Genomic DNA, 16,295 nt, shown 5'->3' with positions numbered 1-16,295 from the left:
GTGGCCAGCATCACCATGGCCAGCGCACCCAGGCCTTGCAACAGCGCAAGTCCCAGCGTCATGCCGCCGAACAGGGGCTGCTGCACATTGCGCGGCGGGTGCTGCATCACATCGGATTCGGCGGGTTCATTCTCAAAGACCATCGAGCATGCCGGGTCGATCACCAGCTCCAGAAACGCGATGTGCAGCGGGAACAGCACCGTGGGCCAGCCCAGCAGCACCGGCAGCAGCGCCATACCGGCGATCGGCACGTGCACCGCCAGGATGTAGCTCATGGACTTGCGCAGGTTGTCAAAAATACGCCGCCCAAGGCGCACCGCGCCGACGATCGAGGCGAAGTTGTCGTCGAGCAGCACGATGGAGGCAGCCTCGCGGGCCACGTCGGTTCCGCGTCCGCCCATGGCCACACCCACATGCGCGGCTTTCAGCGCCGGCGCGTCGTTGACGCCGTCGCCAGTCATGGCCACCACCTCGCCCGCCGCCTTGAGCGCCTGCACGATGCGCAGCTTTTGAGCAGGCGCAATGCGGGCGCAAATGCGCACCTTGCGCATGAGTTGCTGTAACTCGGCATCGGTCAGATCATCCAGCGCGTCGCCGGTGAGGAGGTCTTCGGCTGCCAGTTCGAGCCCGGCCTGGCGCGCAATGGCCAGCGCGGTGGCCGGATAGTCGCCGGTGATCATCACCACGCGGATGCCGGCGCTGCGGGCCTCTGCAACGGCCTGCGGAATCCCGGCGCGCAGCGGGTCGGCCAGCCCCAGCAAACCGATGAACTCGAAGTCGAAGTCGTGCTCGATGGCGGGCCAGTCCTGTCCGGCAAAACGCGCGCGCGCCACGGCCAGCACGCGCAATCCCCTGGCTGCCATGGTCTCCACCGCGCTGGCAATGCGCTGTTGTGCGGCGCTGTCCAGGTGGCACAAGTCGACAATGGCCTCGGGGCTTCCTTTGGCAGCCACGACATGGTCCGTTCCCTCGGTGGCCTGCCAGACATGCGACATGGCGCGCAGTTCCGGCGTCAGGCCATAGGCTTGCAGCAGGGTCCAGTCGTGGTGGAGATGCTCGGTGTCTTGCAGAAAGTGTTGACCGAGTCGATGGAAGGCTTTTTCCATTGGATCGAAGGGGTTGGTCACGCTGGCCAGTATGGAAAACTCCACCAGCGAGTGAAAGCATTCGGGCAATTCAGTCGTGGTGCCGTAGTCGATCGCCAGGCTGTCGGCCTGCGCCTGGCAATCCGGCGCGTAGAGCTCGGCCACCGTCATGCGGTTTTCGGTGAGCGTGCCGGTCTTGTCCACGCACAACACGCTGGTGGCGCCAAGGGTTTCAATGGCGGCAATGCGGCGGGTCAGCACGTTTTGCCGGGACAGACGCCACGCGCCCAAAGCGGGGATCACCGTCAGCACCACCGAGAATTCCTGTGGCAGCAAGGCCATAGCCAGCGCAATGGCCGCCAACAGGGCGCCAAGCCAGTCGCCACGCATCAGCCCGTAAGCCACCAACAAAAACAGGCTGGCAAACAGGGCCAGCAGCGCCAGCAGCCTGACCAGGCGTGCCATTTGCTGTTTGAGCGGCGAGGCCTCTGCGGTCAAACCGCCCAGCGCCTGGCCAATTCGGCCAATTTCACTGCGGCTACCGGTGGCCGTGACGCGCGCCAGACCCTGCCCGCGCACCAGCAAAGTGCCCGAGAACAGGGCGGACTCGGGCGCGGCAGGCCCGCTGGGCGGTTCAGTGCCGACCGCCACCTTGTCCACCGGCATCGGCTCGCCGGTGAGCAGCGATTCATCCACCTGCACTCCGGTTGCCTGAAGCAGCACCGCATCGGCCGGAATGCGGTCGCCCTCGGCTAGCATCAGCACATCGCCAACGACCACCTCGCGCCCGGCAATGCGCCGCGCTGCGCCGTCGCGAAGCACAAGGGCGCGCGGGCTGGTGAGGTCGCGCAAGGATTCGATGGCGCGCTCGGTTTTGCCCTCTTGGTACAAGGTGAGGGCCAGCACCACCAGCACCAGGCCGAACAACACCATGCCTTCCTGCAGATCGCCCAGCACCAGGTACAGGATGCCCGCCCCCAGCAGCAGGGCGAACATCGGGTCGGAAAGCGTCTCGCGCGCGATGCCCAGCAGCGTGCGCTTTTGCACATCGGGCAGTTCGTTGGGACCGTCGTCCCGCAAGGCCTGCGCAGCCTGTGCGTCGCTCAAACCCGCCAGGTCGGCCGTCTCGCGAGTCTCAGAGCTTGTGCTCAGGCCCCGGTTTGTTGCGTGTAAAACCATTGTTTCCGCTCTTTTCAATCTTGACCCGCTCAGCCGCCAGAAGAAAAGCCCATTTTTACCTCCCCCGATCTGATTCCCGTAAGACTAGCGTCAGACCCGGTCAAAAACGTGACATTTCGTAACTTTTGTTAGAGAAAACCCCTATGTGTGACAAAGCTTAAGCCTTTTAAGATGCACTCGCATTTATTTATAAGGAGACTTCAATGCCACTTTTATCCTCCACCAAACAGCAATTTTTTCAAATCGCCAAAGCCGGTTGCATCGTCGTGACCCTGGGTTTTGCCTTTGCCGGTAACGCCCTTGCGCAGCGTACCATTGCCGAACAATTCATTCAGGATATGAAAGACGGCAAGGTGAGCGAAGCCGGTGCCGAAGACCACGTGGTGCAAGAATTGATCATCAAGCGCAGCATTCCCATCACCTACAAGTACATCAACAACCTGATGAGCACGCCCAATGCCTTCGGCCCCGGTGTGGCGTGCACGGTGTGCCACAACTCAAATGACCCGAGCAAGAGCTACCGTGGTCTGGATTTGAGCACCTGCAAAGGCATGATTGAAGGCACCACCGAGAAACCAAAACACACCATTTTCACGCCAGGCAAAGACCCCAAGCGTGACCACCTGATTCGCCGCCTGCGCAACAACCGCATGCCACTGGGCATGGGGTTCGAGAACTCCACCTTTACCCCCAACCATATGCTGGTCAAGCAATGGATTGCTGACGGCGCCAAGAACGACGACAACTTCAAAAAGAATGTGCTGCCTTTGTTCTCGACAGCCAATGCATTCGGTCCGAACGCACCGGCCTGCACGGCCTGCCACATGTCCAACCAGGAGCCCCCAAGCTTTCACGAGTTGAACCTGACCACCTACGAAGGCATCATGCTCGGTGCTGACTCGGTGGCCAAGGGCGTGGACAAGGCCACCAAGGTGATTATTCCCGGCAAGCCCGAGCTGAGCTTTGTCTGGCAACACCTGGCTGAAGACCGCATGCCTCCCGGCATCAGCCCGTCGGAAGCACGTGACCATCCGAACACCACCATCTTGTCAGCCTGGATCAAGCAAGGGGCCAAGTGCGATTGATGGCATCTGGCAATCTGAACCGCCGCCACTTTGTGGCGGCACTCGCAACAGGTGGGCTTTTACCCACCTTTGTTGTTTTTGCAGCGCCTCAAACACCCACTGTCGTACGGCGCTGGGCCAGTGGCAACGCCACATTGGCACCTTTGGCCCTGCTGGACGGCTACGTCTTCTTTAACGGAGACAAGACCCTGGGGCGCATCGACCCCGCGAACGAAGCGCTCACCTGGAACGTACCGCACCGCCTGAGCAGCAACGCCGTGTACCGGCCACGCGCCGCAGGGCAGCTGGTGATCTCCGGCGGTCAGCGCGAACTCGGCGGCTGGCGGCAGGCTGGCGGCCAACCGCTGTGGCTGCACAAGGCCATTTTGCAGGTGGGCACCCCCTTTGTTGACGCTGAGCGCACCTACGTGGGCGACGGCCATTGGCTGCTGGCGCTGAGCAACCAGTCCGGTGCCATCGACTGGCGCTTTGCCCCCGACACCGACGACTGCACCGCCGCCTACGCTCCCACGGTGGCGGGAGAGACGGTTTTCTTCGGCCCAGGCGACGGCATGCTCTATGCCGTCAACCGGGCCGACGGCAAGCTCAAATGGAAGCTCAACGAAAAAAAGGAATGGCAATACATCCGCCAGATGTACGTTAGCGGCAATGTGCTGGTGGCGGGAACCTACACCGAGCTACTCTATGGCATTGCCATCGACAGTGGCAAGATTCTGTGGAAGTTCAAGGCGGGCAACTTCATCAATTCGCACCATGTGGCGGGCGACACCGCCTACTTGTGGTCGCCCACCGGCTGGATCTATGCGATTGACGTTGGCACTGGCAAGGTGCGCTGGCGCCACCAAACCAGCCGCTATGGCAAGAGCGCTGCCAATTGGGGCCACATGATGGCCGAGATTGTGACGTTCGAGGACCAGGTCTATTGCCTGGACATGAATCAGGTGCTGCATGTGCTGGATGGGGTGGATGGCAAGGAATTGCTGCGCATTCCCTTTGCGCACGACCTGCGCCCCACGGTGTCACCGTTGCCGGGCAAGCGCGCCGTGATGGCCAGCGACGCGGGTGAGGTGCAGCTGGTGCAGTGGTAGGGATAACATCCCCGCCATGGCCAAAGAAAAAACCCACTACGTCTGCTCTGACTGCGGCGGCACCAGCCCCAAATGGCAGGGCAAGTGCCCCAGCTGCCAGGCCTGGAACACGCTGATCGAATCAGCACCCGAAAGCGCCAGTCCCGCCAAAAACCGCTTTGCCTCACTGGCCAAAACGGCCGAAGTGGCGGTGCTGGGTGACATCGACGCGGTCGATATGTCGCGCACCCCTACCGGCCACGAAGAACTCGACCGGGTGCTGGGCGGCGGCATGGTCGAGGGCGGCGTGGTGCTCATTGGCGGCGATCCCGGTATCGGCAAATCGACCCTGCTGCTGCAGGCGCTGGATTCACTGCAGCGCAGCGGCCAGAACACTTTGTACGTGACCGGCGAGGAAAGCGGCGCCCAGGTGGCCTTGCGCGCGCGCCGGCTGGGTCTGGACGGCTCGCAGGTCAGGGTGCTGGCCGAAATCGGGCTGGACAAAATCCTGGCCACGCTGGATTCAATGCAACCCGACATTGCGGTGATCGACTCGATTCAAACCGTCTATTCCGACCAACTCACCTCGGCACCGGGCTCTGTGGCGCAGGTGCGTGAATGCGCCGCCCATCTGACGCGCGCCGCCAAGGCCAGTGGTGTGTGTATTGTGCTGGTCGGCCACGTCACCAAGGAGGGCGCGCTGGCGGGGCCGCGCGTGCTGGAGCACATGGTCGATACCGTGTTGTACTTCGAAGGCGACACGCATTCCAGCTTCAGGCTGGTGCGTGCCATCAAGAACCGCTTCGGCGCGGTCAATGAGATCGGCGTGTTTGCCATGACCGAAAAAGGCCTCAAGGGGGTCAGCAATCCGAGCGCGATCTTTTTGAGCCAGCACAGCGAGCCGGTGCCCGGCAGCTGCGTCATGGTGACCCTGGAAGGCACGCGCCCGATGCTGGTGGAAATCCAGGCGCTGGTGGACAGCGGCGGGCCGAGTCCGCGGCGGTTGAGCGTTGGGCTCGACAAGGACCGGCTGGCCATGCTGCTGGCCGTGTTGCACCGCCACGCCAGCGTGGCCTGCATGGACCAGGATGTGTTTGTCAACGCCGTGGGCGGCGTGCGCATCAGCGAGCCGGCGGCCGATCTGGCGGTGCTGCTGGCGATCACGTCCAGCTTGCGCGGCAAGCCGCTGCCGAAAGGCTTTTTTGCCTTTGGCGAGGTCGGCCTGGCCGGCGAAGTGCGCCCCGCGCCGCGCGGTCAGGAGCGCCTGAAAGAAGCCGCCAAATTGGGCTTCAGCGTGGCCGTGGTGCCCAAGGCGAATCTGCCAAAAAATCTCAAGTCGAAAGATTTCGAGGGTCTGACGATTCACGCCGTGGAGCGGGTCGAGCAGGCCATGGAGGTGGTGAGAAACTTATAAATTTGCGCGTCAGACCACTCGCGCAGCGACGTGCTCTGACCCCAACTAAATCTAGCCGCCCTGCTCGATCAGGGCCGGGCGCCGTTGTCAGCGCCGAGCGCGATGTCGAGCGTCAATTCGCTGGCCAGTGCATCAAGCGCCTGACGCACGGTGTCATTGCCCACATTTTTGGGCACCAGCAGCACCGCCTTTACCTTGAACAGATGTCCGGCGGACAGGTTATCGCTGACGATTTCGGTGTGCAGGTCTTCGATGCTGACGCCGCGCTGGGCGAGCGCACTTGAGAGGTCGTGCACGATGCCGGGGCGGTCGGGTCCGACCAGTTCCAGCTTGACGATGCGCTGGCCCTGCGCTGCCTGCTCGCCGCCGCTGCGCGCAATGACCACGCGCAGGTCGGAGGATTCGAGCGAGCGCAGCGCATCCGCCAGCAGGTCGGCTTTCTCGGGCGCGACCTCCAGGTGAACGATGCCGGCAAACTGGCCAGCGAGGTTCGCCATGCGGCTGGCTGCCCAATTGGTGCCGAAGCCCTGCGCCTTGGATGAGAGCAGACTGACGATGCCAGGCCGGTCGGGGCCGACGACAGAAACGATGAGAGAGGTGCTCGGGGCCTGGGTTTCTTCGGTGAGAGAAACGCTGCGCCGGATCATCGGCGCCCTGGTGGCGAAGCGGGTGTCCTGACTGAACGCCGGGACGGTGCCCTGGTCACGTGCCTGGCGAACCACCTGCGTGAGCAGTTTGAGCCCCATCGGTGCCAGCGCCCGTTCCCAGAGATCGCGCGCGGTCTCACCCTTGGCGACGAAACACCAGTCCTGCGCGGCGATGGCGCCGGCATCCCAGCCGTCGGCCAAATGGTAAATGGAGCCACCGGCGATGGGGTCGCCTTCGAGGATGGTCCACTCGACCGCCGCGATGCCGCGATGCCGCGGCAGCAGTGAGGGGTGGTAGCCAATGCCGCCCAACCGGGAGCGCGCAAGCGCCTCGTCGCTGACGCGGGCGTGCGTGTGCGCTGCGACGATCAGGTCTGTGCCTTCTGGAATGGCGTCGCCCGGAACCAGTTTGGGGTTCTCCATCACGTGGACCGGAACCCCGGCCTTGGTCGCGGCAAGGGCCAGGCGGTCATCGGCCGCTGGCGCCACCACGCGAGCGATGTGCGTGCCGTCCTGGCGCAGTGCCTCGAATACGGTGGCCCCGAAGTAGCGGGACCCTACCAGCGTGCATTGCATGTCGTTTCCTTTGGGTTAATTGCGCACCAGCACTTTGCCTGACTTGCGCACCGGGTCGCCAGCGGCAAAGCCGGGGTTTTTCTCGTAGGTGAATTCAGCCGTGCTGCCGTCGTTGTAGCGCACAGCAACGGTCCATATCTTGCGCGTGTTCATGTTTTCCTGGATTTTTTTGCCGGCGTAAGCGCCGCCTGCGGCACCGGCAATGGTGGCCAGGTCTTTGCCCAAACCGCCACCCACCTGATGCCCCAGCACGGCTCCCGCCACGCCGCCAGCGATCAGGCCCGTAGCATTGCTTTCCCCAGCCTTTTCGGTGACTCTGACCGCCGTGACCTTGCCGCAGGTGGCGCACACAGCGGCCTGGAGCGGCGTCTGGCCGGGCTGAAGGGCTGCCAGCGCCTTGTCATAAACCGCTCTGGCGTCGCGCCGGCATTGCAGCCGCGCTTCTGCCGAAGCTTCTTGAGCGCACAGTTTTTGGTCAGCCTCATACCGCGCGGTGGCAGCTTGGTGGAGCGTGCCGGTCGGCGGCTTGCCGGAACCGGTCTGCGCCTGTGCCGCGAAACCGAACGCCAGCAGCAGGCCACTGGTCAAAAGCGAAGCACGGGAAAGCTGGATGCGCATGAAGGCTCCTGAAAGATACGTTGTCGATGGCGTCATTTAAGGCTTGCTTAATCTGTGGTCAATACATTAAACACATTGTATTTTTATAAACTACCGCCATCACTGGTGTCGCCCATATTTTTAACCCAAACAATCTTCAGCACAGCGCGCGATGCCAGGCTGCGCCGTGACGACTAAGATCACAAACATGCACAACACCGGGACAACAAATGCGAATTTTGCTGGCTGAAGACGACGCGATGCTCGGCGACGGCCTGCGCGCCGGATTGCGCCAGCAAGGTTTCCAGGTGGATTGGGTGCGCGACGGCCTGGCGGCAGAGCGTGAAATCAGCACCGGCGACTACCGGGCTGCGGTGCTGGACCTGGGACTGCCGCAAAAAGATGGCCTGGATGTGTTGCAGGCTTTGCGCAGCAAAAAAATAGCCACGCCGGTGCTGGTGCTGACCGCCCGCGACACGGTGCCAGACCGTATCCGGGGGCTGGACCTGGGCGCTGATGATTACGTGCTCAAGCCGGTGGACTTGTTTGAGTTGGGTGCGCGTCTGCGCTCGCTGGTGCGCCGCGCCCATGGCCAAATACAGGATGTGTTGACCTGTGGTGCCCTGCAAATGAACCCGGCGGCGCGCCAGGTGAGCTTTGAAGATCAGCCGGTAGCGCTGTCCACCCGGGAGTTCGACTTGCTGCACGCGCTGATGCTGGCGGTAGGCCGCGTGCTGTCGCGCGAGCAGCTTGAGCAGCAGCTCTACAGTTGGGGCCACGAGGTGGAGAGCAACGCGATCGAAGTGCACATCCATCACCTGCGCAAGAAGCTGCGCGCTGACCTGATCCAGACCGTGCGCGGCGTTGGCTATACCCTGCTGCGCCCCAAAGAGGCGGCTTGAAGCGCGCGGAAATATGGCCTTGCTGCCCCATTTAAAGTCGCTGCAGGCACGTTTGCTGGCACTGCTGTTGTCGCTGGTGACGCTGGTCTGGCTGGGTGCCGCCGGCTTCATCTGGGTCGATGCCAGCGATGAGCTCGACGAACTGCTCGACGGCCACCTGGCGCAGTCGGCGGCCATGCTGATCGTGCAGCAAGGCGGACACGGCAATGAATCTGGCGTCTCGGGCGGGCGTGGCGAAGAAGACGGCCCAATGGAAAATGCACCGTCGCTGCACAAATACGCACCGCGCGTGGCGTTCCAGGTCTTCCACGAGGGCCAGCTCACCCTGCGCTCAGCCAATGTCGGCACGGCACCGATGGCGCAGAAAACGAGCGGTTTTTCTACCGTGCAAATCAACGATCAATCCGACTGGCGGGTGTTTGCCGCGCAGGGCGACGAAGGCGACCTCAAGGTTTTCGTGGGCGAGCAAATCGACTCCCGCGACGCCATATTGTGGGCCGTGCTCAAGGGCGTTCTGATGCCGCTGTTGTATGCGCTGCCGCTGCTGGCGGTGGTGGGTTGGCTGGCGGTGCGCAATGGTCTGGTCCCGTTGCGGCACCTGAGCCAGGTGCTCGCACAACGCCAGCCGCAAGCGCTGGAGCCGGTGCTGCTGCCTGACTTGCCGACAGAAGTTGAACCCGTGGTGCATGCGCTCAATGCCCTGTTCGAACGCATTCAGGCCATGGTGGATGCCGAGCGCCGTTTTACCGCCGACGCCGCGCACGAGCTGCGCACGCCGATCGCCGCCATTCGCACGCAGGCCCAGGTGGCCTTGGGCGCAGGCAGCGACAATGCGCAGCGTGACCATGCGCTCCAGTACACCCTGGCCGGCTGCGACCGCGCCACCCATCTGGTGGAGCAACTGCTGACGCTCTCTCGGCTGGAGTCCTCCGGCAACGGCGCTCCAGTCGGACTGGTGGACGTGGCTGCGCTGGCACAACGGGTGGCGGCCGATCTGGCTTTGGCTGCCCTGGCGCGCGCGCAGGAGTTGGCGCTGGATGCGCCCGCCAAGGCTTACATCGAGGCCGACGAGATGCTGACCAGCGTGCTGCTGCGCAACCTGCTGGACAACGCGCTGCGCTACAGCCCGGACGGCGCGCGGGTGGCGCTCTCGGTCATGGCCGATGGCAAGCAGGTGACCCTGCGCGTCGAGGACAGCGGCCCGGGCCTGACCGAGGCCGAGATGGCGCGCTTGGGCGAGCGCTTTTACCGCGTGCTGGGGTCTGACAAAACCGGCAGCGGCCTGGGCTGGTCGATCGTGCGGCGCATTGCGGCGGTGTACCGGGCCAAGGTTGCCATCAGCCGTTCTGAGCGCCTCGGGGGCCTGTGCGTTATGGTGTGCTGGACGGCGCGCCCAGCGAAACCCTGAACTGGGTTGACATTGTCGAATCGGCGCGTCGCCGCGCTCGTAAAATCGGCGTTTTGCAGCATTGCCCCTTAATCTGAAGGAATAACCGATGAGCCCCTTACCGCCCGACCTGTCTGACCGCGATGGAAAAATCTGGATGGATGGCCAGATGGTGGATTGGCGTGACGCCAAGATCCATGTGCTGACCCACACCCTGCACTACGGCTGCGGCGTCTTTGAAGGCGTGCGCGCCTACAAAACGGCGGACGGCACGGCAATTTTCCGGCTCGAAGAGCATACCCAGCGGCTTTTGAACAGCGCCAAGATCTTGCGCATGACGATCCCGTTCAGCAAAGAACAAATCATGCAGGCGCAACTCGATGTGGTGCGCGCGAACAAGCTGGAGTCGTGCTACCTGCGCCCCTTGAGCTGGATCGGCAGCCGCAAGCTCGGCATCAGCCCCAAGGGCAACCACATCCACCTGATGGTGGCGGCCTGGGCCTGGGGTGCGTACCTGGGCGACGAAGGCATGACCAAAGGCATCCGTGTCAAGATTTCCAGCTACACGCGCCACCACGTCAACATCACCATGACGCAGGCCAAGGCGGTGAGCAACTACACCAACTCGATCCTGGCCAACATGGAAGCGCTGGACGACGGCTACGACGAGGCCATGCTGCTCGATGCCAATGGCTTTGTCTCGGAGGGCTCGGGTGAAAACCTCTTCGTGGTGAAAGACGGCGTGGTCTATACGCCCGATTTGTCCGCCGGGGCGCTCAACGGCATCACCCGCAACACCGTGCTGCACATCTGCCAGGACCTGGGCCTTGACGTGGTGCAAAAACGCATCACGCGCGACGAGGTTTACATTGCCGACGAAGCCTTCTTCAGCGGCACGGCCGCCGAGATTACGCCGATCCGCGAACTCGACCGCCTCACCATCGGCTGCGGCAGCCGTGGTCCGATCACCGAAAAAATCCAGAGCGCGTTCTTTGACATCGTCAACGGCCGCAATCCCAAATACGCCCATTGGTTGGCGAAAATCTGAAACCTTGCGGGACAGACCAAGATTTGCGTAGCAAATTTGCTCTGTCCTCAACTGACTAGAGGACACCATGACAACTGCAACCGTAGAACTTCTGGCCAAAGACCTGAACCACCAGGGTGGCGTGTATTGCCCGAGCCCGCTGGCCCACATGAGCATCTGGAACAGCCACCCCAAGGTCTATCTGGACGTGGCCCGCACCGGCCAGGCCAAGTGCCCCTATTGCGGCACGGTGTACAAGCTCAAGGAGGGCGAGCATTTCCACGGCCATTGATTGGTAAAGGTGAAGCGCTCACTCATCATCGCCCCGCAGTGGATTGGCGACGCGGTGATGACCGAGCCGCTGTTGCGCCGTCTCAAGGCGCGCGGCGAACAGCTCACCGTCGGCGCCCTGCCCTGGGTGGCGCCGGTGTACCGGGCCATGCCGCAGGTGGCTGAAGTGATCGAATTTCCGTTTGCCCACGGCGGGCTGCAATGGCGTGAACGCTGGCGCCTGGCGCGGCAAATCAAGAGCCGCTTCGATGCGGCTTATGTCTGCCCCAATTCGCTCAAAAGCGCGCTGCTGCCCTGGCTGGCGGGCATTCCCAGGCGAGTCGGTTACCAGGGCGAGGCACGCTTCGGGCTGTTGACGCAATGTCTGAACAACCCGCCCAAGGGGCAGCGCCTGCCCATGGTGGCGTTTTATTCAGCCTTGAGTGGCGACGCGGATGTGGCCGCCGACAGGCCGCATTTGCAGTTCGCAACGCCCGAGGTGGAAGCTGCCCTGACGGCCTTGAACCTGACACGCCTGGGCTACCACGTGTTTGCACCGGGCGCCGAATACGGCGAGGCCAAGCGCTGGCCGGCGCGCCACTTTGCGGCGCTGGCAGAACAACTGGACTTGCCCGTAGTGCTGCTGGGCTCGGGCAAAGAGGCCGCCTTGTGCGCCAGCATTGCCGACCCTGTCAACGCGCAACGCCCGAGGCACTGCCTCAATCTGGCCGGGAAAACCACCCTGATGCAAGCCTTGGGCGTGATCGCCGCCTGCAAAAGCATGGTCAGCAACGACTCGGGCCTGATGCACGTGGCCGCTGGTTTCGGCGTGGTGCAGGTGGCCATTTTTGGCTCCAGCAGCCCGCTGCACACGCCGCCGCTCAATGATCTGGCGAAGGTGCTGTGGCTCAAGACGGACGCCGCATACCAGCCGCCGCTGGATTGCGCACCTTGCTTCGAGCGTGTCTGTCCGCTCGGCCACACGCGCTGCCTCAATGACGTCCTGCCGTCCCGGGTGAAAGCCCTCTTATAGGACAACGCCTTGACTGCAAGCAAGTTGGCAGGTACTTACGACGCTGTTATCCGGAGCTTATAAAGACGCATTTTTGACACCCCGCAACGAATAGCTTTCAGTGTTTTGTTGTCAGCAACGCAGCTTGGAAGCGGGCATTGCCGAGTGGCTGCTTCGCGCGCTAGAACCAAGTGCTCTCTCGAAGCTATCCGTGATGCGCCAATGCTTTCAAATATGAGCAATTTTCACTGTGTTGCGCCCCTCTTGTTTCGCCTCATATAGTGCGGTGTCGGCCCGGCTAATCCAGTGGTCCACAGACTCACCAGGCTGATAAGGCGCGATGCCAAAGCTCGCCGTAATCGAGCCCGCATCCGCGAAATTGTGACTTGCAAAATTGGCACGTAATTTTTCTGCCACCGCCATGGCCTCATTCGGTCCTGTATTGGGCATAAGCATGATGAATTCCTCACCGCCCCAACGCGCCAAAAGGTCAGAATCCCGTGTCTGTTGGCGAGCCATGTCGCATAGTTCCACCAGCACCCGATCGCCGACCAGGTGGCCGTAGCTGTCATTCACCAATTTGAATTGGTCGATGTCGAAGATCAATACTGACAAAGGCTGCTTGTATCGGTCCGCCTTGATCAACTCGTGTCCCACACGCTCCTCGAAGTGGAGCCGGTTCCATAGTCCGGTGAGCGTGTCGGTGGTTGCCAATCGACTGAGCCGCTCGTTGGCGAATTCCAGAGCGGAATTTGCGCTTTGCAGGTTCTTGCGTTGTCTGTAGAGGTAGGCGATAACTCCCAGCATAAAGAGCGCAGCAGCAGCCGCTGCCGCCATGATGATGCGGTCGATTGATTCGCGGGTGAGGTAAACGACTTCCTTGGCTTCCCACTTTCTGAGGATGGACTGTCGCGTGCCGTTACTCTCGATGCGCCGCAGCCCTTCGTTGATCTTCGCCAGCAAAGCCGTATTGCCCTTCTTGACCGCAATACTCGACTCCAAGGTAACAACTGGCGGATCAATTAGCGTGATGTTATTGAATTTATGCTGATAAAGCTCATACTCGCCCACCCATCGATCAACAAATACTGCGTCGATCTCGCTGGCGCTCAGCTTCGCAAAGGCATCGCTCCAATTTGGAACTACAACGACACCAATCTGGTCGTATTTTTGAAGGAACTCAATGGGAAATCCACCAGCTTCTACGCCGACTTTGCGGCCACTGAGAGAGTCTATACCGGAAATCTGAATATCCTTCGTTCTGCGGAATATATGGAAATTTGATTTCAGAAGGGGGTCCGAGAAGTCGTAGATCTCGAGACGCTGGGGGGTTTGGTTGATCTGTATCAGTGCATCGGTTTTACCGTCTCTGAGTTCGTCCTGTGCTGTTTTCCAGTCGGCTCCCACGATGCTTATTGACAGTCCCACCTGATGTGCAGCGGCATTCACAAGGTCTACTGCCACGCCCTGGGTATTGCCATGGTGGCTCCACACCATGGGCGGAAGTTCAGCATTGCCTAAAAATCTCAGGGGAGGACTTGGCTCTCCGGCGAAGCTGACCAGCGAGAAACCCAAACCACATAGAAGCGCGGTCAATTTGAAACAAAGACGTTGGCAAAGCGTTTGCATTTGGTATGCCCCTGGGGCAATGGGCTCTCACCTCAAAGTTGCACTCTACTCTATAAATTTAGCACATAGGGGGTTGATCGTGATTGGCGTGCTGGTGACGGCTTGAACGGCTGGTCCAAAGGAGGCATTTGGGCAAACTGGCCGTCGGCAATGGGTCTTGATCCGCCCTACGATGTGTACTGAAATCAGTTGATACCCATTCATCACAAAAAGGCAACTGTCCACTTTTGCCCGGTAGTTCAACTGTTATTTTTGTACCCTGATTCGCGCTGGCTTCGCATGGCCAGCACAAAGACGGTATCGATCGGTGCCACGTATCTGTACAAAGCAACGTAGCCTCGGGAGGCCCGTCCAATGACCAGCTCGCGTTTGCCGCCTTTGACGGGGCGACCGATCATCGGGCTGGTGGCCAAAATTTGCACCGCCTGCAGAATTTGCCCAATGCGTTCTGGGGCGGAGCCGACATCGAACTGTGCAATATGGTCAAAGAAGCGGTCAAAGTCGTCGAATACTTCGGGCGCAATCTCAATGCGACTCATCGTGTAGCCGTCAATGATTGGCACTGCCGGGCAACGGCTTGTTCGGGCTTTCCCCAAGTGATTTGGCTGTCAGGTAGGCTTTCGCGTCGTCCCAGGATACCGTTTTGCCGGAAGCAAGTATCCGCTTCCACCGCTCGTCCGCGATGTCGTTGAACTCGCTGTCGAGTTCAACCTGCTCAACCGTTTGGGCGATGGCGTCGAGCATGAAGGCATGTGCTGATTTGCCAGCGTGGTCGGCCGCAGCGGCGATGCGTTCCTTCATGGTGTCATCAAGGCGGATAGTGGTGGTCTGCACGGTCTTCCTTCAAAGTAGGGCGTCAATGTAGCATTGTTGTGCTACTGACACAAGCCCACAAAATCATCGCCAATATTGATCTTTCAGCAGAAAAAAAAGCCACCCGAAGGTGGCTTGTAAAGTTCCCCCATGGGAGGAACGTCGTTGGAAACCCCATGATCTCAAAGACCTCATCCATAAAGACGCTGACTTGGCATGTGTGCTTCAGACTGTGACAGCAGCGGTATGAAATATAGGGGACATGAATGGGTTTGAATATCCCCCATTTGGGGGGATTCAAAGGTATTTTTTGGGGAGTTCAAGCACAAACACGGCACCGCCATCAGGCCCGTCCTCGCAGGCCACGCGCCCGTCATGCCGTTCGGCGATGGCTTTGACCAGCGCCAGACCCAGGCCCACGCCGCCGTCGCGTTCGGTGGCGCCCGGCAGGCGATAAAAGGGTTCGAAAATGCGCTCGCGCAAATCCTTCGGCACGCCGGGTCCGTGGTCCGAGACCCTGATCTCCACGTGGCTGGGCGTCTGGCTCAGGCGCAGGCGGATTTCGCCGGCGCCATAACGGCGGGCGTTTTCCAGCAGGTTGCGCACGGCCCGGCGCAGCAGTTTGCTGATGCCTGGCACCGCCAGTTCCAGCTCGGCCGGGCCGGACTTCAGGTCCGGCGGCAGGTCGAGCTCGGCATTGACCCGGGCGCATTCCTCGGCGGCCAGGCCGATCAGGTCCACCGATTCAATGGTGCCCAGGTCGGCCTCGCGCGCGTCGAGGCGGCTGGCCAGCAAAATCTCTTCAATCAGCTGGTCGAGCTCGTTGATGTTGCGCGAAATCTCGGCTTTTGACGCGGGTGAGGTGCCTGCGCCCATCAGTTCCAGCCCCATGCGGATGCGCGTCAGCGGCGAGCGCAATTCATGCGAGGCGTTGGCCAGCAACGATTTTTGCGAGGCCAGCAAGGCCTCGTGCGACTGCACCAGCGTTTGCACGCGCTCGGCGGCCTGGTTGAAGCGCTTGGCCAGAAAGGCGACTTCGTCCTGGCCGGTTTCGGGCACGCGGGTGGATAAATCCCCTTGGCCCCATTGCTGCACGCCGTTTTGCAGGCGCTCCAGGCGGCGCGTGAGCGTGCGCACAATGGGGTAGGTGGCGAGCGCCACAGCCAGCCCGACCCACACCAGCATCCAGGCAAAGCCAAAGGGCGGGCGGCTCCAGAATGAGGCGGGCGCGCGCATCAGGTGCATGCGCATGGTTTGGCCGTCGTGCATGCGCACCACGAACTCGGGCTCGGCACTGGCTGGGTCGCCCGGCGGCGCGGTCATCATGCCGCGCTCCAGGCGGCGCATGCCGGGGCCTTGCAGATCACGCCGACGCGGCCCGGGTTCGTCGCCAGAGAAAGCGCGTGAACGCCCTTGGCCGATGATCTGGCCGGCCTGGTTGCGAATCTCGACATCGCGCAGCGGCGGCTCGGCCGCGAGCCGCCAGGCCCAGCCCACCAGCAGGATGAGCACGGCCACGGCCAGCACCACAGCCAGCCAGATGCGGAAATAGAGTTTGTTGAGCATGGTCAGTTGAGGACAGAGCAAATTTACTTCGTAAATCTT

Annotated in this window: 15 protein-coding genes; 8 read left to right on the top strand and 7 right to left on the bottom strand. The window is 61.6% G+C overall.

Annotated elements, in window-relative coordinates:
- On the bottom strand, positions 1-2,264 hold a 2,264-nt coding region (locus PHF15_RS14650; RefSeq protein WP_300122189.1), incomplete at its 3' end, for an HAD-IC family P-type ATPase.
- A gap of 203 nt (positions 2,265-2,467) precedes the next feature.
- Between PHF15_RS14650 and PHF15_RS14645 the strand changes: the two genes are divergently transcribed.
- From PHF15_RS14645 to radA, 3 genes are read left to right on the top strand one after another with little or no spacing between them, the layout of a single operon-like run.
- Complete coding sequence (locus PHF15_RS14645) at positions 2,468-3,349, top strand: hypothetical protein (RefSeq protein WP_300122186.1); 882 nt, start codon at positions 2,468-2,470, stop codon at positions 3,347-3,349.
- Positions 3,349-4,437: a PQQ-like beta-propeller repeat protein gene (locus PHF15_RS14640; protein ID WP_300122184.1), complete on the top strand. Its 1,089-nt coding sequence runs from the start codon at positions 3,349-3,351 to the stop codon at positions 4,435-4,437. The genes PHF15_RS14645 and PHF15_RS14640 overlap by 1 nt, the downstream gene beginning before the upstream one ends.
- 16 nt (positions 4,438-4,453) lie before the next feature.
- Positions 4,454-5,830 (top strand): DNA repair protein RadA, encoded by a 1,377-nt coding sequence (gene radA, locus PHF15_RS14635; RefSeq protein ID WP_300122182.1) that lies wholly within the window; start codon positions 4,454-4,456, stop codon positions 5,828-5,830.
- Positions 5,831-5,898: 68 nt separating this feature from the next.
- Here the strand turns inward: radA and PHF15_RS14630 are convergent, their stop codons facing one another.
- Both PHF15_RS14630 and PHF15_RS14625 read right to left on the bottom strand, forming a co-directional pair.
- Positions 5,899-7,053: an ACT domain-containing protein gene (locus tag PHF15_RS14630; protein WP_300122180.1), complete on the bottom strand. Its 1,155-nt coding sequence runs from the start codon at positions 7,051-7,053 to the stop codon at positions 5,899-5,901.
- A 15-nt stretch (positions 7,054-7,068) separates the two neighbouring features.
- Positions 7,069-7,671 carry a glycine zipper 2TM domain-containing protein gene (locus PHF15_RS14625; RefSeq protein ID WP_300122178.1) on the bottom strand — a complete coding sequence of 201 codons (603 nt, stop codon included), beginning with the start codon at positions 7,669-7,671 and terminating at the stop codon, positions 7,069-7,071.
- Between the two features lie 209 nt (positions 7,672-7,880).
- On the opposite strand from PHF15_RS14625, the gene PHF15_RS14620 reads away from it, so the two are divergent.
- From PHF15_RS14620 to waaF, 5 genes are all read left to right on the top strand, one after another.
- Entirely contained in the window at positions 7,881-8,552 is a 672-nt protein-coding gene (locus PHF15_RS14620; protein ID WP_300122175.1) for a response regulator transcription factor, read from the top strand.
- A gap of 13 nt (positions 8,553-8,565) precedes the next feature.
- The gene (locus PHF15_RS14615; RefSeq protein ID WP_300122173.1) at positions 8,566-9,960 is read left to right on the top strand and encodes an ATP-binding protein; all 1,395 of its coding nucleotides are present in this window, start codon (positions 8,566-8,568) and stop codon (positions 9,958-9,960) included.
- Between the two features lie 88 nt (positions 9,961-10,048).
- Complete coding sequence (locus PHF15_RS14610) at positions 10,049-10,987, top strand: branched-chain amino acid transaminase (protein ID WP_300122171.1); 939 nt, start codon at positions 10,049-10,051, stop codon at positions 10,985-10,987.
- Positions 10,988-11,054: 67 nt separating this feature from the next.
- Positions 11,055-11,258 (top strand): zinc-finger domain-containing protein, encoded by a 204-nt coding sequence (locus tag PHF15_RS14605; protein ID WP_300122169.1) that lies wholly within the window; start codon positions 11,055-11,057, stop codon positions 11,256-11,258.
- Between the two features lie 9 nt (positions 11,259-11,267).
- Positions 11,268-12,269 (top strand): lipopolysaccharide heptosyltransferase II, encoded by a 1,002-nt coding sequence (gene waaF, locus PHF15_RS14600; protein WP_300122166.1) that lies wholly within the window; start codon positions 11,268-11,270, stop codon positions 12,267-12,269.
- A 207-nt stretch (positions 12,270-12,476) separates the two neighbouring features.
- Here waaF and PHF15_RS14595 read toward each other — a convergent pair whose 3' ends face one another.
- The 4 genes from PHF15_RS14595 to PHF15_RS14580 all read right to left on the bottom strand — a co-directional run bounded on the left by PHF15_RS14595 (position 12,477) and on the right by PHF15_RS14580 (position 16,256).
- Positions 12,477-13,844: a diguanylate cyclase gene (locus PHF15_RS14595; RefSeq protein WP_300122164.1), complete on the bottom strand. Its 1,368-nt coding sequence runs from the start codon at positions 13,842-13,844 to the stop codon at positions 12,477-12,479.
- Between the two features lie 272 nt (positions 13,845-14,116).
- Complete coding sequence (locus tag PHF15_RS14590) at positions 14,117-14,440, bottom strand: type II toxin-antitoxin system RelE/ParE family toxin (RefSeq protein ID WP_300122162.1); 324 nt, start codon at positions 14,438-14,440, stop codon at positions 14,117-14,119.
- Positions 14,427-14,711 (bottom strand): DUF1778 domain-containing protein, encoded by a 285-nt coding sequence (locus tag PHF15_RS14585; protein ID WP_300122160.1) that lies wholly within the window; start codon positions 14,709-14,711, stop codon positions 14,427-14,429. The genes PHF15_RS14590 and PHF15_RS14585 overlap by 14 nt, the downstream gene beginning before the upstream one ends.
- A 276-nt stretch (positions 14,712-14,987) precedes the next feature.
- Positions 14,988-16,256 carry an ATP-binding protein gene (locus PHF15_RS14580; protein ID WP_300122159.1) on the bottom strand — a complete coding sequence of 423 codons (1,269 nt, stop codon included), beginning with the start codon at positions 16,254-16,256 and terminating at the stop codon, positions 14,988-14,990.
- Between the last annotated feature and the right edge of the window lie 39 nt (positions 16,257-16,295).

It is taken from the genome of Rhodoferax sp. (assembly GCF_028689295.1).
Classification (GTDB): Bacteria; Pseudomonadota; Gammaproteobacteria; order Burkholderiales; family Burkholderiaceae_C; genus Rhodoferax.
This window is presented reverse-complemented; position numbering and strand designations above follow the sequence as displayed.